The sequence below is a fragment of the Streptomyces sp. CAI-85 genome, from assembly GCF_013363615.1.
GTDB classification, from domain to species: domain Bacteria; phylum Actinomycetota; class Actinomycetes; order Streptomycetales; family Streptomycetaceae; genus Streptomyces; species Streptomyces antibioticus_B.
Genome location: NZ_JAANNX010000008.1, coordinates 168,929 through 187,067, shown reverse-complemented (window position 1 = coordinate 187,067; position 18,139 = coordinate 168,929). Strand labels below are relative to the sequence as shown.

The 18,139-nt window shown below is 73.7% G+C and carries 15 protein-coding genes; 2 read left to right on the top strand and 13 right to left on the bottom strand.

Features of this window, described 5'->3' with window-relative positions; translation table 11 throughout:
* Positions 1-5 precede the first annotated feature (5 nt).
* The 7 genes from G6W55_RS13645 to G6W55_RS13615 all read right to left on the bottom strand — a co-directional run bounded on the left by G6W55_RS13645 (position 6) and on the right by G6W55_RS13615 (position 9,788).
* Positions 6-2,183 carry a SpoIIE family protein phosphatase gene (locus G6W55_RS13645; protein ID WP_309243706.1) on the bottom strand — a complete coding sequence of 726 codons (2,178 nt, stop codon included), beginning with the start codon at positions 2,181-2,183 and terminating at the stop codon, positions 6-8.
* Between the two features lie 469 nt (positions 2,184-2,652).
* Positions 2,653-3,651 (bottom strand): sugar phosphate isomerase/epimerase, encoded by a 999-nt coding sequence (locus G6W55_RS13640; RefSeq protein ID WP_175521080.1) that lies wholly within the window; start codon positions 3,649-3,651, stop codon positions 2,653-2,655.
* A gap of 12 nt (positions 3,652-3,663) precedes the next feature.
* Positions 3,664-4,827, bottom strand: coding sequence for a Gfo/Idh/MocA family protein (locus tag G6W55_RS13635; protein ID WP_244367798.1), 1,164 nt, complete (start codon positions 4,825-4,827; stop codon positions 3,664-3,666).
* Positions 4,828-4,886: 59 nt separating this feature from the next.
* Positions 4,887-5,927 carry a substrate-binding domain-containing protein gene (locus tag G6W55_RS13630; protein ID WP_175521126.1) on the bottom strand — a complete coding sequence of 347 codons (1,041 nt, stop codon included), beginning with the start codon at positions 5,925-5,927 and terminating at the stop codon, positions 4,887-4,889.
* A gap of 41 nt (positions 5,928-5,968) precedes the next feature.
* A complete protein-coding gene (locus G6W55_RS13625; RefSeq protein ID WP_175521079.1) occupies positions 5,969-6,988 on the bottom strand; it encodes an ABC transporter permease in 1,020 nt (339 codons plus the stop codon).
* Positions 6,985-8,502, bottom strand: a complete 1,518-nt coding sequence (locus G6W55_RS13620) for a sugar ABC transporter ATP-binding protein (protein WP_175521078.1) — start codon at positions 8,500-8,502, stop codon at positions 6,985-6,987. The genes G6W55_RS13625 and G6W55_RS13620 overlap by 4 nt, the downstream gene beginning before the upstream one ends.
* A 104-nt stretch (positions 8,503-8,606) precedes the next feature.
* Complete coding sequence (locus G6W55_RS13615; RefSeq protein ID WP_030786304.1) at positions 8,607-9,788, bottom strand: ROK family protein; 1,182 nt, start codon at positions 9,786-9,788, stop codon at positions 8,607-8,609.
* Positions 9,789-10,068: 280 nt separating this feature from the next.
* On the opposite strand from G6W55_RS13615, the gene G6W55_RS13610 reads away from it, so the two are divergent.
* Positions 10,069-11,295, top strand: coding sequence for a phosphodiester glycosidase family protein (locus tag G6W55_RS13610; protein ID WP_309243705.1), 1,227 nt, complete (start codon positions 10,069-10,071; stop codon positions 11,293-11,295).
* 56 nt (positions 11,296-11,351) lie between these two features.
* On the opposite strand, the gene G6W55_RS13605 is transcribed toward G6W55_RS13610, so the two are convergent.
* From G6W55_RS13605 to G6W55_RS13580, 6 genes are all read right to left on the bottom strand, one after another.
* Positions 11,352-11,546: a hypothetical protein gene (locus G6W55_RS13605; protein ID WP_030786295.1), complete on the bottom strand. Its 195-nt coding sequence runs from the start codon at positions 11,544-11,546 to the stop codon at positions 11,352-11,354.
* Positions 11,547-11,650: 104 nt separating this feature from the next.
* A complete protein-coding gene (locus tag G6W55_RS13600) occupies positions 11,651-12,511 on the bottom strand; it encodes a phosphatidylinositol-specific phospholipase C/glycerophosphodiester phosphodiesterase family protein (protein ID WP_175521077.1) in 861 nt (286 codons plus the stop codon).
* A 180-nt stretch (positions 12,512-12,691) separates the two neighbouring features.
* Positions 12,692-13,783 (bottom strand): acyl-CoA dehydrogenase family protein, encoded by a 1,092-nt coding sequence (locus G6W55_RS13595; protein WP_175521076.1) that lies wholly within the window; start codon positions 13,781-13,783, stop codon positions 12,692-12,694.
* The gene (locus tag G6W55_RS13590; protein WP_175521075.1) at positions 13,780-14,964 is read right to left on the bottom strand and encodes an acyl-CoA dehydrogenase family protein; all 1,185 of its coding nucleotides are present in this window, start codon (positions 14,962-14,964) and stop codon (positions 13,780-13,782) included. Before G6W55_RS13590 ends, G6W55_RS13595 begins: the two co-directional genes overlap by 4 nt.
* The gene (locus tag G6W55_RS13585; protein ID WP_175521074.1) at positions 14,961-15,938 is read right to left on the bottom strand and encodes an NADPH:quinone oxidoreductase family protein; all 978 of its coding nucleotides are present in this window, start codon (positions 15,936-15,938) and stop codon (positions 14,961-14,963) included. The genes G6W55_RS13590 and G6W55_RS13585 overlap by 4 nt, the downstream gene beginning before the upstream one ends.
* Positions 15,939-16,089: 151 nt before the next feature.
* Positions 16,090-16,662 (bottom strand): helix-turn-helix domain-containing protein, encoded by a 573-nt coding sequence (locus G6W55_RS13580; RefSeq protein ID WP_175521073.1) that lies wholly within the window; start codon positions 16,660-16,662, stop codon positions 16,090-16,092.
* Between the two features lie 65 nt (positions 16,663-16,727).
* On the opposite strand from G6W55_RS13580, the gene G6W55_RS13575 reads away from it, so the two are divergent.
* Positions 16,728-17,687, top strand: coding sequence for an NAD(P)/FAD-dependent oxidoreductase (locus tag G6W55_RS13575; RefSeq protein ID WP_175521072.1), 960 nt, complete (start codon positions 16,728-16,730; stop codon positions 17,685-17,687).
* Positions 17,688-18,139: the final 452 nt, after the last annotated feature.

The window sequence follows — 18,139 nt, the reverse complement described above, 5'->3', positions numbered from 1 at the left end:
AGGCTCTATTCGAGGGCGAGGGCGGCCAGCAGGCCGTCGGACTCGCTCAGTTCGGCCCAGACGGTCTTGCCGTCGCGGCCGTGGCGGGTGCCCCAGCGTTCGGCGAGCTGGGCGACGAGGAACAGCCCGCGGCCGCCCTCGTCGAAGTGGCGGGCCCGGCGCAGATGCGGGGTGGTGCTGCCGGAGTCGGACACCTCGCAGAGCAGGGAGCGGTCATGGATGAGGCGCAGCCGGATCGGCGGGCGGCCGTAGCGGATGGCGTTGGTGAGCAGTTCGCTGACGACGAGTTCGGTGGTGAAGTCCAGCGCCTCCAGTCCCCAGTCGTTCAGTTGGCGTGCGACGTCCGCGCGCGCCCCGGCGACGGCGGCGGGGTCGGCGTCCAGCTCCCACACGGCCACCTGGCGTTCGCCGAGGGCGCGGGTGCGGGCAAGGAGGAGGGCCACGTCGTCGTCCGGGCGGTCGGGCAGCAGGGCGTCGAGCATCCGGTCGCAGGTGGCCTCCAGGGAGGGTCCCGCGAGGGTCAGGGCGTGGCGCAGCCGGTTCAGCCCGGCGTCGGTGTCCTGGTCGCCGCCCTTGATCAGGCCGTTGGTGTAGAGGGCGAGGACGGTGCCCTCGGGCAGGTCGAACTCCGCCGCCTCGAACGGCAGCCCGCCGACGCCGAGGGGCGGGCCGGGCGGCAGGTCGAGGATCTCGGCGGTGCCGTCGGGGTGCAGCGCGGCGGGCAGGACGTGTCCGGCGCGGGCGAGGGCGCAGTGCCGTGAGACGGGGTCGTAGACGGCGTAGAGGCAGGTGGCGGTGGCGCCGGTGCCGAACACGTCCCGGTCCGGGGCCGTCGCGTCGGTCTCGTCGGGGGGATCGTCGGACGCCTCGGCGGACAGCCGCAGGACGACGTCGTCGAGGTGGGTGAGGAGTTCCTCGGGGGGCAGGTCGATGTCGGCGAGGGTGCGGACGGCGGTGCGCAGCCGGCCCATGGTGGCGGCGGCCTGCACGCCGTGCCCGAGGACGTCCCCGACGACGAGGGCGACCCGGGCGCCGGAGAGGGGGATGACGTCGTACCAGTCGCCGCCCACGCCGGACAGGGCGCCGGCGGGCAGATACCGCCAGGCGACCTCGACGGCGGACTGCTCGGGGGTGCGGCGCGGGAGGAGGCTGTGCTGGAGGGCGAGCGCGGCGGCGCGGGCGTGGGTGTAGCGGCGGGCGTTGTCCACGGCCACCGCGGCCCGGGCGGCGATCTCCTGCGCGAGCAGCAGGTCCTCGTCGTGGAAGAGGTCGGGGTCGCGGTACCGGAAGAGCTGGGCGACACCGAGGGTGGTGCCGCGGGCGCGCAGCGGGACGGCCATCGTGGAGTGGACGCGGGTGCCGGGCTCGCCGTGGGCGGCGTCCTCGGGGTGCTCGCGGCTGGGCCGGCCGGTGGTGAGGGCGCGGTACGCCGGTGAGTCCTTCGGGTAGGTGTGCAGGCTGTCCGGCGGGACGGTGCCGCCGGGGATGTCGACGGCGGGCGGCACGGCCCGTCCGGCGACCCGGCGCAGCACGGGCGGGTCGCCCTGGGGACGGTCGTGGCCGCTGAGGACGGAGTCGAGCAGGTCGACGATGACGGCGTCGGCGAAGTGCTCGACGACGACGTCCGCCAGCTCCTGGGTGGTGCGGGCGATGTCCAGGGTGGTGCCGACACACATGCTGACCTCGCTGACCAGCGCGAGGCGCCAGCGCAGCCTGCGGTCGCGTTCCTCCTGGAACGCCGCCACGCCCTGCTGGGAGGAGCGGTCCACGTACTCCGTCCCGGTCATGATCATCCGGCGTGCGGCCTCGACGACCAGCGCGGTGTCGTCGGTGAGCGCGGGCAGCTCGGCGAGGAGCCGGTCGAAGATGATGCCCTGGGCGAGCCGGTGCGCGCGCAGCAGCGCGCTGACGGAGGTGCCGTGCTTGGCGAGCCGGCGGGCGCGCTCGGCGTCCGCGGGCGGGGGTTCGATCAGGTCGGGGTCGACGCCCCGGGCTACGTCGGTCAGGACGCCGTTGATGTGCTCGGCGATGTTCTCCGACGCCATCCGGGCCAGGTCGGGCGGGTCCCACAGCTCGGGGACCTCCTTGCGCAGGCACACCTCCACGTCCGCGATCAACAGCTCCGCACCCGCACCGAGCCGCTCCGCGGCGCGGGCCACCAGCTCACCGGCACTGACTTCCACACAAACGACGGTACGCCGTACCCCCACATCCGCACGGCCGGAGCCCCCGGGCCCCACCCCGGGGCCCGCGGCCGCCATGCCCAGCCGAGCACCCGTCGGCGCCCCCATCGCCGGCGGGGCCCCCCGCCCAACAGGCCGAACGGGCGCGCCCCCACCCACACCTGGACGGGGCCCGCCCTCAGCCCCCCCCAACCGGCGGCAGGCCCGCCCGCACACCTGACCGGCGACTCGACGGCTCCCCCAGCCCGGCATCCCCGCACCCACTGCCCGTCGGCACATCTGCCGCCGGGGACACCCCCCGGCCCAGCACGCCCCGGCGGCGGGCCCGGCCGAACGGCCGACCACCGACGGGGCGGCTCCCACAGCCAGCGCCCGTGGCCCCCGGCCCCGCACGCCGAATGGGCCGCGGTGCGGGCCGTCCCGTCCCCTGTGCGGGGCGGCTGCGGTCGCGGGTCCGGCGTGGGGTGGGTCAGTGGGAGAAGGCCGCGTCGAACGATGTCGACGGGGGGTCGAAGTCGAACTTCTTGAGGTGGGTGAGGGCCTCGGGGGCGCCCTGGAGGCGGTCCATGCCGGCGTCTTCCCATTCGACCGAGACCGGGCCGCGGTAGTCGATGGAGCGGAGCATGCGGAAGACGTCCTCCCAGGGGACGTCCCCGTGGCCCGCCGAGACGAAGTCCCAGCCGCGGCGCGGGTCGCCCCAGGGGAGGTGGGAGCCGAGGCGGCCGTTGCGGCCGTCGAGGCGTTTGCGGGCCTCCTTGCAGTCCACGTGGTAGATCCGGTCGCGGAAGTCCCACAGGAAGCCGACCGGGTCGAGGTCCTGCCACACGAAGTGGGAGGGGTCGAAGTTGAGGCCGAAGGCGGTGCGGTGGCCGACCGCTTCGAGGGCGCGCAGGGTGGTCCAGTAGTCGTAGGCGATCTCCCCGGGGTGGACCTCGTGGGCGAAGCGCACCCCCTCCGAGTCGAAGACGTCCAGGATCGGGTCCCAGCGCTCGGCGAAGTCCTCGAAGCCGCGCTCGATCATCGCCTCGGGCGCGGGCGGGAACATCGCCACGAGGTGCCAGATCGCGGACCCGGTGAAGCCGATCACCGTGTCGACGCCGAACGCGGCCGCCGCCCGCGCCGTGTCCCGCATCCGCTCCGCCGCCCGCCGCCGTACGCCCTCGGGGTCGCCGTCGCCCCACACCTGGTCGGGCAGGATCGCGAGATGGCGTTCGTCGATGATGGCGTCGCAGACGGCCTGCCCCACCAGGTGGTTGGAGACGGCCCAGCACTTCAGGCCGTACTTGTCGAGGAGTTGATGACGGGAGGCCAGATAGCCGGGGTCGGCGAGCGCCTTGTCGACCTCGAAGTGGTCGCCCCAGCAGGCGAGTTCGAGTCCGTCGTAGCCGAAGTCGCGGGCGAGCCGGCAGACCTCCTCCAGCGGCAGGTCGGCCCACTGGCCGGTGAAGAGGGTGAAGGGGCGTGGCATGGGCGGGCCTCCTCAGTCGGGGACGGGTGTGTAGACGGAGTTCTTCGCGGCGCTCTCCTCCACCGCCGCGAGGACCCGCTGCACCTGGAGCCCGTCGGCGAAGGAGGGGTCGGGGCGGCGGCCCTCGGCGATGGTGTGGACGAGGTCGCGGGCCTGGTGGACGAAGGTGTGCTCGTAGCCGAGGCCGTGTCCCGGCGGCCACCAGGCGTCCAGATAGGGGTGGTCGGGTTCGGTGACGAGGATGCGCCGGAACCCCGCCTCGGTGCCGGGCCCGGTGGCGTCGTGGAACCAGAGTTCGTTGAGCCGCTCCAGGTCGAAGGCCAACGAGCCGCGCTCGCCGTTGAGTTCGATGCGCAGCGCGTTCTTGCGGCCGGTGGCGTACCGGGTGGCCTCGAAGGAGGCGAGCGCGCCGGAGGCGAAGCGGCCGGTGAACAGCGCGGCGTCGTCGACGGTGACCGGACCGGTGCCGGGCCCCTCCGCGGCCGGCAGCGGGCGTTCCCGTACGAAGGTCTCCGTGAGCGCGGAGACACCGGCCAGCCGCTCCCCCGCCAGATGCTGGGCGAGGTCGACGATGTGCGCGCCGAGGTCGCCCAGCGAGCCGGAGCCGGCCGCTTCCCGGCGCAGCCGCCAGGTCAGCGGGAACTCCGGGTCGCCCAGCCAGTCCTGGAGGTAGGACACCCGGACGTGACGCAGGGTGCCGAGCCGCCCGGCGGCGACCATCCGGCGGGCGAGCGCGGTGGCGGGCACCCGGCGGTAGTTGAAGCCGACCATCGCGGTACGGCCGCGCGCCCGGGCGGTCTCGGCGGCGCGGGCCATCGCCTCCGCCTCCTCGACGCTGTTCGCCAGCGGCTTCTCGCACAGCACGTGCTTGCCCGCGGCGAGCGCGGCGAGCGCGATCTCGGCGTGGCTGTCGCCGGGGGTGCAGATGTCGACGAGGTCGATGTCGTCCCGGGCGACCAGGGCCCGCCAGTCGGTCTCGACGTCGGCCCAGCCGTGCCGGTCGGCCGCCGCGCGCACGGCGGTGGCGTTACGGCCGCACAGCACCGCCAGGACGGGCTGCCGGGGCAGGTCGAAGACCCGGCCCGCGGTGCGCCAGCCCTGCGAGTGGGCGGCGCCCATGAAGGCGTATCCGACCATCCCGACGCGCAACGGCAGTTGCCCGGGGTCCGGTTCCATGCGCTCGTCCTCCCTTTCCTCTTCTTCCTTCTCCGCCTCCGGCCCTGCCGCGGGGCGGCTCACCGGAAGCCGGTGGGCATGTACTGGTCGACGTTGTCCTTGTCGACGACGGCCGAGTAGAGGGTGATCGACGCCGGGATCTCGTACTCGGCGAGTCCGCCGACGCCCTTGCCCTGGCCGAGGGCGCGGGCCAGATCGATGGCGGAGGCGGCCATGGTCGGCGGGTAGAGCACGGTCGCCTTGAGGACGCCGTCGTCCTTCTTGATGGCCTGGAACGCGGAGAGCGCGCCGGCCCCGCCGACCATCAGGAAGCCGTCCCGTCCGGCCTGCTCGACGGCGCGCAGCGCGCCCACGCCCTGGTCGTCGTCGTGGTTCCACAGGGCGTCGAAGTCGGGCTGCGCCTGGAGGAGTTGGGCCATCTTGGCCTGGCCGGTCTCGACGGTGAACTCGGCCGCCTGGCGGGCCACCTTGCGGATGTTGGGGTAGTTGCGCAGGGCGTCGTCGAAGCCCTGGGTGCGCTGCTTGGTCAGCTCCAGGTTGTCCAGGCCCGCGAGTTCGACGACCTTGGCGTCCGGCTTGTCCTTGAGCTTCTCGCCGATGTAGTGACCGGCGTTGAGGCCCATGCCGTAGTTGTCGCCGCCGATCCAGCACCGGTACGCCTGGGCGGAGTTGAAGATCCGGTCGAGGTTGACGACCGGGATGCCGGCCCGCATCGCCTTCAGGCCGACCTGGGTGAGCGCCTTGCCGTCGGCGGGGAGCACCACCAGGACGTCGACCTTCTTGTTGATGAGGGTCTCGATCTGGCCGATCTGCTGGGCGGTGTCGTTGGAGCCCTCGGTGATCTCCAGCGAGACGTCGGAGTACTTCTTCGCGCGGCTCTCGGCGTTGTCGTTGATGGCGTTGAGCCAGCCGTGGTCGGCCTGGGGTCCGGCGAAGCCGATGGTGACGTGCTTGCCGGGCTTGTCGTCCGCGGCCGGCCCGCTGTCGGCGGCAGGGCTCTGGTCCTTGGGCTCGTTGCTGGTGCAGGCGGCCAGGAAGGCTCCGGCGGAGACGGCGGCGGTCCCGAAGAGGAGTCCTCTGCGGCTGGTGCGCCCGTTCATGGCGTGGCTGATCTGCTCTGGCATGGCGGTGAACCCTTTCCTCAGGTCGTGTTCGCGGTACGGCGCTGGACCAGGACGGCGGCGACGATGATCGCGCCCTTGGCGATCTGCTGGACGTCGCTCTGGAGGTTGTTCAGGGCGAAGATGTCGGTGATCGTGGTGAAGATCAGGACGCCGAGGACGGAGCCGGTGATCGTGCCCCGGCCCCCGCTGAGCAGGGTGCCGCCGATGATCGCGGCGGCGATGGCGTCGAGTTCGTAGAGGTTGCCGTTGGTGTTCTGGCCGGAGCCGGAGAGCACGATCAGCAGGAAGGCGGCGATGCCGCAGCACAGGCCGGAGAGCAGGTAGAGGTAGAGCCGCTGGCGGCGGACGTCGATGCCGGCGAGCCGGGCGGCCTCGGCGTTGCCGCCGACGGCGACGGTGCGGCGGCCGAAGGTGGTGCGGTTGAGGACGAGCCAGCCGACGACCGTGACCAGCGCGAACACCAGGAACAGCGGCGGGATGCCGAGCACGTAGGCGTCGCGTTCGCCGAGCGAGAGGACGGAGTCGACGGTGACGACCTGGGTGCGGCCGTCGGTGATCTGGAGGGCGAGACCGCGCGCCGAGGCGAGCATGGCGAGGGTGGCGATGAAGGGGACCATCCGGCCGTAGGCGACCAGCACGCCGTTGACCAGGCCGCAGCCGAGGCCGACGAGCACCGCGGTGAAGAGGATCCCGGCGAAGCCGTACTCCTGGGTGGCGACGGTGGTCGCCCACACCGAGGCGAGCGCGACGATCGCGCCGACGGACAGGTCGATGCCGCCGGAGGTGATCACGAAGGTCATGCCGACGGTGACGACGCCGATCACCGACGCCTGGGTCAGGACGAGTTGGAGGTTGCGGACGTCGAGGAAGGCGTCGGGTTCGGTGACCCCGCCGATGACGACGAGGACGGCGAGCACCCCGAGCAGGGACAGGGTGCGCACGTCGGCGCGTGCCGACATCAGGCGCCAGGACGGGAGACGGCCGGCCGGCGGGAGTTTGCCGGTGGCGTCCCGGGGCGGGGAGGCGTGCTGCGTCATGACGCCGGGCTTCCTTCCAGGACGAGGTCGAGGACTCGGTGTTCGTCGAGCTGTTGGGCGGGCGCGGTGTGCACGACCCGTCCCTCCCGCAGCACCAGGACGCGGTCGGCGAGGCCGAGGACCTCGGGCACCTCGCTGGAGACGAGGAGCACGGCCAGCCCTTCGTCGGCCAACCGCCTTACCACGGCGTACAGTTCGGCGCGGGCGCCGACGTCGACGCCCCGGGTAGGTTCGTCCAGGAGCAGCACCCGGCAGCCGCGCAGCAGCCAGCGGGCGAGGACCGCCTTCTGCTGGTTGCCGCCGGAGAGGGTGCGGATCGGGACGTCGGGGTCGTCGGGGCGCAGCGACAGTTCACGGACGGCCGCGCGGGCGGCGGCGCGTTCGGCGCCCCGGTCGATCCAGCCGGCCCGCGCGAAGCGTCCGAGGGTGGAGACGGAGACGTTGCGGGTGACGGACTCCAGCATCAGCAGCGCCTGCGCCTTGCGTTCCTCGGGGGCGAGCCCGAGCCCGGCCCGCACCGCGGCCCGCACACTTCCGGGACGCAACGGCCTGCCCTGGACGAGGACTTGGCCGGCGGTCGGTCTGCGGGCGCCGTAGATGGTCTCCAGGATCTCGGAGCGTCCGGAGCCGACGAGGCCGGCGAGTCCGACGATCTCCCCGGGCCGCAGATCGAGGTCGAGGGGCGCGAACTCGCCGTCCCGGGCGAGGCCGCGCACCTGGAGCACGGGGGGCGCGGTGGGCGGCTCGGGCGGCCGGTCGGGGAAGACGTACTCGACGGTGCGGCCGGTCATCAGGGCGACCACGTCCCGGGTCGGGGTGGACCGGGCGGGCAGTCCCCCCGCGACCGCCCGCCCGTCCTTCAGCACGGTCACCCGGTCGCCGATGCGGCGGATCTCCTCCAGGCGGTGCGAGATGTAGACGACCGCGACGCCGTCGGCGGTGAGATCGCCGACGATCCGGAAGAGGTTGTCGACCTCGTCGGGGTCGAGCGCGGCGGACGGCTCGTCCATGACGATGAGCCGCACGTCGTGCGAGAGGGCCCGGGCCATGGAGACGATCTGCCGCTGGGCGGCCGACAGCCTTCCCACCAGGGCGACCGGATCGATCTCGGGATGCCCGAGCCGCCCGAGGAGCGCGGCCGTAGACGCCCTGGCGGCCCTGCCGCGGACCACGAACCCGGCGGCGGTCGGTTCATGGCCGAGGTACACGTTCTCCGCCACCGACAGATGCTCCACCAGATCGAGTTCCTGGTAGATGGTGGCGATGCCGAGGCGCATGGCGTCGCTCGGCGAGCGCGGGGCGACGGGTTCGCCGCGCCAGCGGACGGTGCCCTCGTCGGGCAGATGGGCGCCGGCCAGGACCTTGATGAGGGTGGACTTCCCGGCGCCGTTCTGGCCGAGCAGACAGTGCACCTCACCGGCCTGGACGTCGAGGTCGACGCCGTCCAGGGCCCGGACTCCGGGGAACGACTTGGTGATGCCGGACATGCTGAGCAGGGGTGGTTCGGGTGCCATGTGGTTCCCCTCGGCGGACGTGCGGGGCCGGTGTCAGGGCAGGGGTGGGCGCGACGGGGCGGAGCGGGGTGAGGTGGGAGCGCGGCCGCGCGGACGGCGGCCGGCTACGCGGGTGAGAAGAGGTGGTCGCTGATCAGCCGGGCTCCGCCGATGACACCGGCGGTGGGTCCCAGCTCGCCCAGCACGATGGGGAGGTTGCGGGTCGCCAGCGGAAGCGACTGGCGGTAGACCTGGGTGCGGATCGCGGCGAGCAGGGTGTGGCCGAGGCCGGTCACCCCGCCGCCGATCACCACCAGGCCGGGGTTGAAGAAGGACACGAGTCCGGCGATGACCTGCCCCACCCGGGTGCCGCCCGCGCGGATCAGGTCGAGCGCGGTGGCGTCGCCCGCGGCGGCCGCGGCCGCGACGTCGACGGCGGTGAGGGTGCCGTTCGCCTCCAGCCGGGCGGCGAGTTCGGCGGACAGCCCCTGCTGGACCGCCTCCAGGGCGTCCCTGGCCAGGGCCGCGCCGCTGAAGTGGGCCTCCAGGCAGCCCCGGTTGCCGCAGGCGCAGGGCCTGCCGTCCGGCACCGCCTGGATATGGCCGATGTCGCCCGCGCTGCCGGTGGTGCCGCGGTAGACCTGCCCGCCGACGACGATGCCGCAGCCGATACCGGTGCCGATCTTGACGCAGAGGTAGTCGGCGACGGGCCGGGCGACCCCGGCGTGCTGCTCCCCCATGGCCATGAGGTTCACGTCGTTGTCGACCATGACCGGGCAGCCGAGTTCCTGGCTGAGCGCCTCCCGCACCGGGAAGCCGTCCCAGCCCGGCATGATCGGCGGCGCGACCGGCACACCCTCCGGGAACCGGACGGGCCCGGGGACGCCGATCCCGGCGCCGTCGAAGCCCTCGGCGAGCCCGGTGGCCCGCAGCTTCCCGGCCATCTCCAGGACCTGCTCGAAGACGGCGACGGGACCCTCGCGGACGTCCATCGGCCGGGTGAGATGGCCGAGGATCTCCAGTTCGGCGTTGGTGACGGCGACATCGACCGAGGTCGCGCCGATGTCGACGCCGAGGAAACGCAGACCGGGGTTGAGCCGGATGTTGTGGGAGCGGCGGCCACCGCGCGAGGCGGCGAGCCCGTCGGCGACCACGAGACCCGTCTCCAGCAGCCGGTCCACCTCCACGGCCAGCTTGGACCGGGACAGCTCCACCTGATCGCCGAGCTGCGCACGGGAGTTGGGGCCACCGTCACGGAGCAGGGTGAGCAGCCGGGACTGGTGCGCGTTCGCAGGTCGTGCCGTCATACGTCTCACGAACCCCTCCCCGCCAAGATTCGGCCACCAGGTGACTGGCTTTCGAGGGGAACGTAGCAGCGGCCGCCGACCCTGGGAAGAAGTCGTGCAGCAATTCGACACGACTTTCTCCACTCCGAGGACAAAGATCTCCGGCGGCCGACACGGTGGCGGCGGCCGGTGTCCTCGCCGTCACTCGTCCGCGTGGACTTGCCCGGCGCTCCCGGTGGACGTTCTCCCTGCCCGTGACCATGGCTGCGGACAGGGAGAACTTCGCAGGGGGGTCGGCTTCGTGACACGACGTCGGGCATGGTCCGGGACGGTCGTACGGCGTACGCCCGCACTGGCGGCGGCGCTCGCCGCGACCGTTTTGGTGGGGGTGGCTCCGGCGGGCGCCGCGCCCGCCTGGACCACCGTGGCGCCGGGGGTGACGTACCGGCAGTACGACCTTCCGGCGGCCGCCGGGACGGCCCGCGCGCATGTGCTGAACGTCGACCTCGGCCACGGCCGGGTGCGGCTCGGGCTGCTGTACCCGGGGGCGGTCGCGGCCCGGGCGCCCCTCTCCTCGCTGGCCGACGCCCGGCGGGCGGTCGCCGGGATCAACGGCGACTTCTTCAACATCTCGGAGACCCAGCATCCGGGCGTCCCGGCGACCGGGGCGAGCGTGGGTCCGGCGATCGCCGACGGCAAGGTGCTCAAGGGGGCCGTCCCGGTCGGCCAGCGGTTCGGGCCCGAACTGCCGCCGGGCACCGGCACCGGGGCCGTGGTCGGCGTGGACACCGGCGGCCGGGCCCGGGTGGACACGCTGTCGCTCGTCGGCTCGGTGAGCGCCCTCGGACGGCGGCTGACCCTGCGCGGGCTCAACCAATACGCGCTGCCGGAGAACGCGATCGGCGCCTTCACCTCCGACTGGGGGCGGGTCTCGCGCGCCCGGGCCGTCTGCGGCACGGACACCGACCGGGCCGCCCCGTGCGCCACCAGGACCTACGAGGTGACGGTCAGGAGGGGCCAGGTGGTGTCGGCGTCGGCCAGGCCGGGAAGCGGTGCCGTCACGCCGGGCACGACGGTGCTCCTCGGCCGGGAGGCGGGCGCGGCGCGGCTGCGGACACTCCGGGTGGGCGAGCGGGTGACCGTGCGGTACGGGCTGGACTCCGCGTCGTCGGCGGTGTACCGCTTCGCCGTCGGCGGGTACCCGGTGCTGGCGGGCGGCAGGGCCCGGGCCGGCCTCGACAGCCGGGTCCCGGCGGTGCGGACGGCCGTGGGCATCGGCGCGGGCGGCCGGCGGGTGTTCCTGTTCGCGCTGGACGGCGCGGCCGCGTATCGCAGGGGTCTGACGGTCGCCGAGGTCGCCGCCGCGCTGAGGTCGCTCGGCGCCACCGAGGGGTTCAGCCTGGACGGCGGCGGCTCGACCACCCTGGTGACCCGCAAGCCCGGCGCCGCCCGGGTGACGGTCCGCAACCGTCCCTCGGGCGGCGCCGAGCGTCCCGTACCGAACGGCATCGGGGTCTTCACCCGGTGAACGGCCCCGGCCTCAGGGCCCGTTCAGGGCCGGTTCACGACCGGTTCGGGGCCGCCTCAGGGCCGCAGGCTGCCCACGATGTCGGCGGTCGCCGTGAGGCCGCTCTGGATGGTGGGCGCCATGCTCGTACCGGCCAGGAAGAAGCCGAGCAGCAGACAGACCAGCGCGTGCGACATCTTCAGTCCGCCGTTGCGCAGGAAGATCACCGCCAGGATCAGCAGCAACAGCACCACGGAAATGGAAACGGCCATCGTCAACCTCCTCCGCCACGTCCGCTTTCGCGGCGTTCGGCCGCAAGTGTGGCGTAACGGAGGGTTCGTCAGGGCGGCTGACCTGTCCGCCGAACGAGTGGTGTCTACGGCGTCCGGCGCGCGTCGAGGAACGCCTCCAGGCCCGCCAGGTCGTCGGTGTTGAGGTGGTCGACGCCCGCGGCGAGGAGTTCCGTCCACACGGCGTCACGGGCGGGTCCGGCGAGATCCGGGGTGGCCCAGAACCGTACCCGCTGGCCACGCGCGTGGGCCGCGGCGACGATCGCGCGCAGTCTGCGCCGCTCCTCCTCGGGGAAGGCGCCGACGCCGAGCCACCCGAAGTTCAGCGTCCAGTTGTCGGAGATCAGCGGGGCGAAGGCGGCGTCGGTGGTGCCGAGGTCGGCGAGCCGTCCGTCGTAGAAGGCGTGGCGCACGCTCTGCGCCGCCAGGGGGACGCGGGCCGCCCGGTCGCCGGAGACGACGGCGGTGACCGCGCCGGGCCGCACCCTGCCGTGCGCGTACGTGGTGAACAGGCCCTGATACCGGCGCAGTTGACGGTCGAGGGCGAGATAGGCCGAGACGCCCTCGGTCTTGATGTCGACGAGCAGGTGCAGGGGCCGCCGGTGTCCCCGGTACACCGAGCCGTGGTGGGCCCGCACCCGGGCGGCGAGCGGGGCGAGGTAGAGGGACTCCAGGGTGCGGGCGGGGTCGAGCTGGTCCGCCGAGTGGGCGACGAGGAGTTCGCCGTCGACCAGGAAGATGTCGGCCTCGACGCTGCCGAAGCGGTGGTCGAGGGCGTCGAGGAGCGGACGGGGGTGCTCGTAGTCGTTGTGGGCGTGGGCCCGCCACAGCGGGCGGGGGCCGGGCGGCCGGCCGCCGGCGACAGCAGTACCGGCCGGCTGGGCGAGCACCGCGGCGGCGGTGACGGCAAGGCCGGTGAGCGCGCGGCGGCGGGTGACGAGGGACATGGTGTTCCTCCCTGTGGGGCGGGTCCGAACCACAGGGAGTATGGGGCCGTGCGGGACTCAACGGGCCTTCGAGTGCGATGAGTTGGCCGGACCGCCGCCCCGTGTTCACTCGTTCGGCCACTCCTTCGGCGCGCACGGAAAAGCCCGCCCCGGTCCGGGACGGGCTTCGCCGCGTGACGCTCAGGGCGCGCGCAGGTCGACCAGTTCGGCCAGCGCCTCGCGGTGGGCGCCCGCCGTGCCGTAGGCGATCGAGTCGGCCTTGGCCCGCTTGAGGCACAGGTGGACGGGGTGTTCCCAGGTCATGCCGATGCCGCCGTGCAGTTGCAGGGCCTCCTCGGCGGCCCGGACGGCTACGGACGCCGCGTACGCCTGGGCGACGGCGACCGACACCTCGACGTCGTGGCCGGTGGCGAGCGCGTCGGCGGCGCCCCGGGCGGCGGCCCGCAGGTTGACGACCTCCAGCCAGAGCTGGGCGAGCCGGTGCTTGAGCGCCTGGAAGCCGCCGACCGGACGGTTGAACTGCTTGCGGTCCTTGAGATAGCGGACGGTCTCGGTCAACGCCCAGTCGGCGAGGCCGAGTTGTTCGGAGGCGAGCAGTCCGGCACCGGCCCGGAGCGCGCGCCGCACGGCGGGTCCGGCGTCCCCGATCCGGCGCCCCGGGGCGCCGGTGAGGGTGACGGTGGCGAGCGGGCGGGTCAGGTCGAGGGAGACCTGCGGGGTGACGGTCGCGTCGGCGGCCTCGACGGCGTACAGCCCGCCGTCGGCGGCGGGCACCAGCAGGACATCGGCGGCCGCCGCGTCCGCGATGCCGGTCAACTCGCCGTGCAGGGCGCCCGCTTCGAGGCGTACGGCGGGGAAGGCGGCGCCGGGGGCGGTGTGCAGGCCGACCGCGAGCACGCCCACGGTCCGCCCCGAGGCCAGTCGTCCGAGCAGGTCCTCGTCCCGGCAGGCGAGCAGCGCCTCGGTGGCGACCACGGCACTGGTCAGATACGGCACCGGCGCGACCGCGCGGCCCAACTCCTCCAGGACGACGGCGGCTTCATGATGCGTGGCACCCTGGCCGCCCTGTGCCTCGGGGATCAGCAGTCCGGCGAGCCCCATCCCGTCGGCCAGCGCCTTCCAGGCCGCCGGGTCGTGCGGGGCGTCGGACTCGGCGCGCGCGATGACCGAGGGCGCGTCGCAGTGGTCGGCGAGCAGATCCCGTACGGCCGCGCGCAGCGCCTCTTCCTCCTCCGAGTAGAGCAGGTCGGGCTGCGTCGGCTGCGGCTTCATCGGGACAGGTCCTTCCACGCGACGTCCTTGTCGGTGCGCGGTTCGGCGGGCAGGCCCAGAACGCGCTCGGCGACGATGTTCAGCAGGACCTCGCTGGTCCCGCCCTCGATGCTGTTGCCCTTGGAGCGAAGGTAGCGGTAGCCGGCGTCACGGCCGGTGAAGTCGACCAGTTCCGGACGGCGCATGGTCCAGTCGTCGTACAACAGACCTTCCTCGCCGCGCAGTTCGACCTCCAGGCCGCTGATCTCCTGGTTGAGTCGGGCGAAGGCGAGTTTCATGCCGGAGCCCTCGTAGCCGGGCTGTCCCGCGACGAGCTGCTGGCGCAGGCGCTCGGCGGTGAGGCGGGCGACCTCGGCCTCGACCCACAGCTTCAGCAGCCGCTGGTGCAGATCGTGGGTGCGCAGTTCGGGGCGCTCGCGCCAGGTCCGGGAGACCGGGCCGATCATGCCGCCCTCGCGGGGCAGCCGCATGCCGCCGATGGAGACGCGCTCGTTCATCAGGGTGGTCTGCGCGACCCGCCAGCCGTCGCCGACCGCGCCGAGGCGGCGGGAGTCGGGGATGCGGACGTCGGTGAGGAAGACCTCGTTGAACTCGGCCTCGCCGGTGATCTGGCGCAACGGCCGCACCTCGACGCCGGGGTCGGTCATGTCGCAGACGAAGTAGGTGATGCCTGCATGCTTGGGCACGTCCGGGTCGGTGCGCGCGATGAGGATGGCCCAGCGGGCGACATGGGCGCTGGAGGTCCACACCTTCTGCCCGTCGACCACCCAGGTGTCGCCCTCGCGGACGGCCCGGGTGCCGAGGGCGGCCAGGTCGGAGCCGGCGCCCGGCTCGCTGAAGAGCTGGCACCAGACCTCCTCGCCGACCCACAGGGGCCGCAGGAAGCGCTGTTTCTGTTCCTCGGTGCCGTACTTGAGGAGGGTCGGCGCGGCCATGCCGAGGCCGATGCCGATGCGGCGCGGGTCGTTGTCGGGGGCGCCGGCGGCCTCCAGCTCGGTGTCCACGACGGCCTGGAGGGAGCGGGGCGCGCCGAGTCCGCCGAGGCCCTCCGGGTAGTGCACCCAGGCCAGCCCTGCGTCGTAGCGGGCCTTGAGGAAGTCGAGGCGGTCGGTGGTGGCCGGTGGGTGGGCGGCCAGCAACTCGGCGGTGCGGCGGGTGAGTTCGGCGGCGTCGATCGTCATGCGGCGGCTCCGTTCTCCAGGTGCGGGACGACGGCGACGCGGCCGGTGGTGGTGCCGTCGGCGACCCGCTGCACGGCGTCGGCCGCTCCGGCGAGCGGGACGCGCTCGCTGATCAGCGGCTTGATCGCGCCGCGCGCGGCCAGCTCGGTGAGCTGCTCGTGGCAGCGCAGGACGAGCTTGGGGTTCTTGGTGTTGTACAGGCCCCAGTGCAGGCCGAGGATCGAGTAGTTCTTGACCAGGGCGTGGTTCAGGGCGGGGCTCGGGATGGTCCCGCTGGCGAAGCCGACGACCACGATCCGGCCCTCGAAGGCGACGACCTTGGTGGACTGGGTGTAGGCGTCGCCGCCGACGGGGTCGTAGATCACGTCCGCGCCCCGGCCGCCGGTGGCTTCCTTCACGGCGGCGACGACGTCCTCGGCGCGGCGGTCGATCACCAGGTCACAGCCCGCCTCCCGGGCCGCGGCGGCCTTGTCGGCGCCGCCGACGACCCCGATGACCCGGGCGCCTGCGGCCTTGCCGAGCTGCACGGCCGCGGTGCCGACGCCTCCCGCGGCGGCGTGCACGAGCAGCGTCTCGCCAGCTTCGAGCCCGGCCCGCCGGTGCAGTCCGAACCAGCCGGTCTGGTAGCCGATGTGCAGGGCGGCGGCCTCGGCGTCGTCCAGGGCGTCGGGGGCGGGCAGCAGGGCGGCGGCGTCCGCGACGGCGTACTCGGCGAAACCGCCGTACGGCAGGGCCGGGTTGGCGATGACGCGGCGGCCGTCCTCGGTCTCGCCGCAGATCTCCACGCCCGGGGTGAAGGGCAGCGGCGGGCGGACCTGGTAGTGGCCGCGGCACATCAGCGCGTCCGGGAAGTTGACGTTCGCGGCGCGCACCCTGAGCAGGACCTGGCCGTCGCCGGGCGTGGGCCGCTCCACGTCCTCGAGCCGCATCACCTCGCCCGGCTCGCCGTTCTCGTGCACCTGCCATGCCTGCATGCGGAGCCTCCACGGGACTGCGTCGTCCGGCCGGCGTTCTCCACCGGCGTGCCCGGACGGTGTTCCGACCGGGGTCGATCGCATACTAAGCGGTCGCTTGCCGATCAGGGAACAGCGGAACCCAGGGAAACGGGCGGACGTGTCGGACGGGTCACGCCCCGGACGGCCGCGCCCGTACGTGCATCCGCTCGCCCTGCGGACCGAAGAGGCTCAGGAACTCCGCCGGGCCCTCCCCCGTCGAGCCGAACCAGTGCGGCACGCGCGTGTCGAACTCGGCCGCCTCGCCCGCCTGCATCACCACGTCGTGCTCGCCGAGCACCACGCGCAGCCGCCCGGACAGCACGTACAGCCACTCGTAGCCCTCGTGGGTGCGCGGCTCCGGCTCCTCGTCGCGCCGCGGGACCAGCACCTTGAACGCCTGGAGGCCGCCCGGCTGCCGGGTCAGCGGCCAGAAGGTGCGCCCGTGCCGGACCAGCGGGCGCGAGCGGACGCGCGGGTCGCCCACGGGCGGGGCGCCGACCAGTTCGTCCAGCGGCACCTGGTGGGCCTGTGCGATCGGCAGCAGCAGCTCCAGGCTGGGCTTGCGCAGCCCCGACTCCAGCCGGGACAGCGTGCTGACCGAGATGCCGGTCGTCTCGGACAGCGCCGCGAGGGTCACCTCCCGCTCCTTCCGGATCCGGCGCAGCCGGGGCCCCACCTCCGCGAGAACATCGTCAGCACTCATGCTTCTTATTGCAGGATCGGCAAAGACGTTTGTCAATCCCGCGCCTGCGGAGCGACGGTGGCGGCATGAACGGGACATACGACGAGGCAGACGAGACCTACGAAGTGATCGTGATCGGCGGCGGTGCGGCGGGGCTCTCCGCGGCCCTGGTCCTCGGGCGGGCGCGCCGCCGCACCCTGGTGATCGACGCGGGCGAGCCGCGCAACGCGCCCGCCGCCCATATGCACGGCTACCTCTCCCGGGACGGCATGGCGCCCGCCGACTTCCTGGCCGCGGGCCGCGAGGAGATCGCCCGCTACGGCGTGGAGCTGGTCCGCGACCGGGCGGTGGACGTCGTGCGGGACACGGACTTCGCCGTCGTCCTCGCGGGCGGGCGGACCGTGCGGGCCCGGCAGCTCGTCGTCGCGACCGGGCTCAAGGACGAGCTGCCGCCGCTGCCGGGGCTCGCCGAGCGGTTCGGCCGCGATGTGCTGCACTGCCCGTACTGCCACGGCTGGGAGGTCCGCGACCGGGCCTTCGGGGTCCTGGCGACCACCCCGCTGAGCGTGCACCAGGCGCTGATGGTGACCCAGTGGTCGAAGGACGTGACCCTGTTCCTGCACACGGTCGCCGAGGAGGACCTGTCCGACGACGACCTGCGCCGCCTGGCGGCGGCGGGCGTACGCGTGGTCCCCGGCGAGGTGTCCGGACTGACGATCGAGAACGACCACCTGACCGGCATCCGCCTCCAGAACGGCACGGAACACACCCGCGAGATCCTTTTCGTGGCACCCCGCGCGGTCCCCCGCACGGACCTGCCGACCCGCCTGGGCGCCGAAACGACGGAGACACCGTTCGGCACCTACCCGGTGACCGACCCCCAGGGCAGAACCACGGTTCCCGGCCTCTGGGCGGCCGGCAACGTCTCCGGCTTCGCCGAGCAGGTCATCAACGCGGCCAGCCGCGGCTACCGAGCCGGCGCGGCGATCAACGGCGAACTACTGATGGCGGACCTGGACGCGGCGCTGACGACGACGGACGGCTAGCCACCGCCGAAGCCGCGCGGGTACGGGCGAGCCCCGGCCCTGGGGGCTCGCCCACCCCGCGCCGATACGTCCCCGCCCCGGCCCGCGCCGCCCAGACCCCACACCACCCCCGACCGGCCGAGCCAGGGCAACCCCGCGCCCGCGCACTCGGCAGGGCCCGTCACGCGCCCTCGCCCTCGCCCGCACCCGCACCCGCACCCGCAGCCCGACCGGCGACACCCAGCGCGGGTGAGGCCCCCGAGCCACAACCTCACGGACCACCCGTCCCGCGCCAGTCCTCCCCGGCCAGGGCACTTACCACTCGGGGCACATGCCACCACCCCAGCCAGCCGAGCCGGCGCAGCCAGTGCCCGCGGACCCGACACGGCCCGCCCGACGACACCAAGCACGCCCCCTCCCTACCCCCGAGCCACAACGCCGCAGGCCCAGGCCACCCGTCCCGCGCAGGTGCA

Excerpts from the sequence above, each read along its gene's own strand:
- G6W55_RS13640 (WP_175521080.1), bottom strand. The coding sequence starts at position 3,651 with ATGCCACGCCCCTTCACCCTCTTCACCGGCCAGTGGGCCGACCTGCCG.
- G6W55_RS13635 (WP_244367798.1), bottom strand. The coding sequence starts at position 4,827 with ATGGAACCGGACCCCGGGCAACTGCCGTTGCGCGTCGGGATGGTCGGA.
- G6W55_RS13630 (WP_175521126.1), bottom strand. The coding sequence starts at position 5,927 with ATGAACGGGCGCACCAGCCGCAGAGGACTCCTCTTCGGGACCGCCGCC.
- G6W55_RS13625 (WP_175521079.1), bottom strand. The coding sequence starts at position 6,988 with ATGACGCAGCACGCCTCCCCGCCCCGGGACGCCACCGGCAAACTCCCG.
- G6W55_RS13620 (WP_175521078.1), bottom strand. The coding sequence starts at position 8,502 with ATGGCACCCGAACCACCCCTGCTCAGCATGTCCGGCATCACCAAGTCG.
- G6W55_RS13615 (WP_030786304.1), bottom strand. The coding sequence starts at position 9,788 with ATGACGGCACGACCTGCGAACGCGCACCAGTCCCGGCTGCTCACCCTG.
- G6W55_RS13605 (WP_030786295.1), bottom strand. The coding sequence starts at position 11,546 with ATGGCCGTTTCCATTTCCGTGGTGCTGTTGCTGCTGATCCTGGCGGTG.
- G6W55_RS13600 (WP_175521077.1), bottom strand. The coding sequence starts at position 12,511 with ATGTCCCTCGTCACCCGCCGCCGCGCGCTCACCGGCCTTGCCGTCACC.
- G6W55_RS13595 (WP_175521076.1), bottom strand. The coding sequence starts at position 13,783 with ATGAAGCCGCAGCCGACGCAGCCCGACCTGCTCTACTCGGAGGAGGAA.
- G6W55_RS13590 (WP_175521075.1), bottom strand. The coding sequence starts at position 14,964 with ATGACGATCGACGCCGCCGAACTCACCCGCCGCACCGCCGAGTTGCTG.
- G6W55_RS13585 (WP_175521074.1), bottom strand. The coding sequence starts at position 15,938 with ATGCAGGCATGGCAGGTGCACGAGAACGGCGAGCCGGGCGAGGTGATG.
- G6W55_RS13580 (WP_175521073.1), bottom strand. The coding sequence starts at position 16,662 with ATGAGTGCTGACGATGTTCTCGCGGAGGTGGGGCCCCGGCTGCGCCGG.
- G6W55_RS13575 (WP_175521072.1), top strand. The coding sequence starts at position 16,728 with ATGAACGGGACATACGACGAGGCAGACGAGACCTACGAAGTGATCGTG.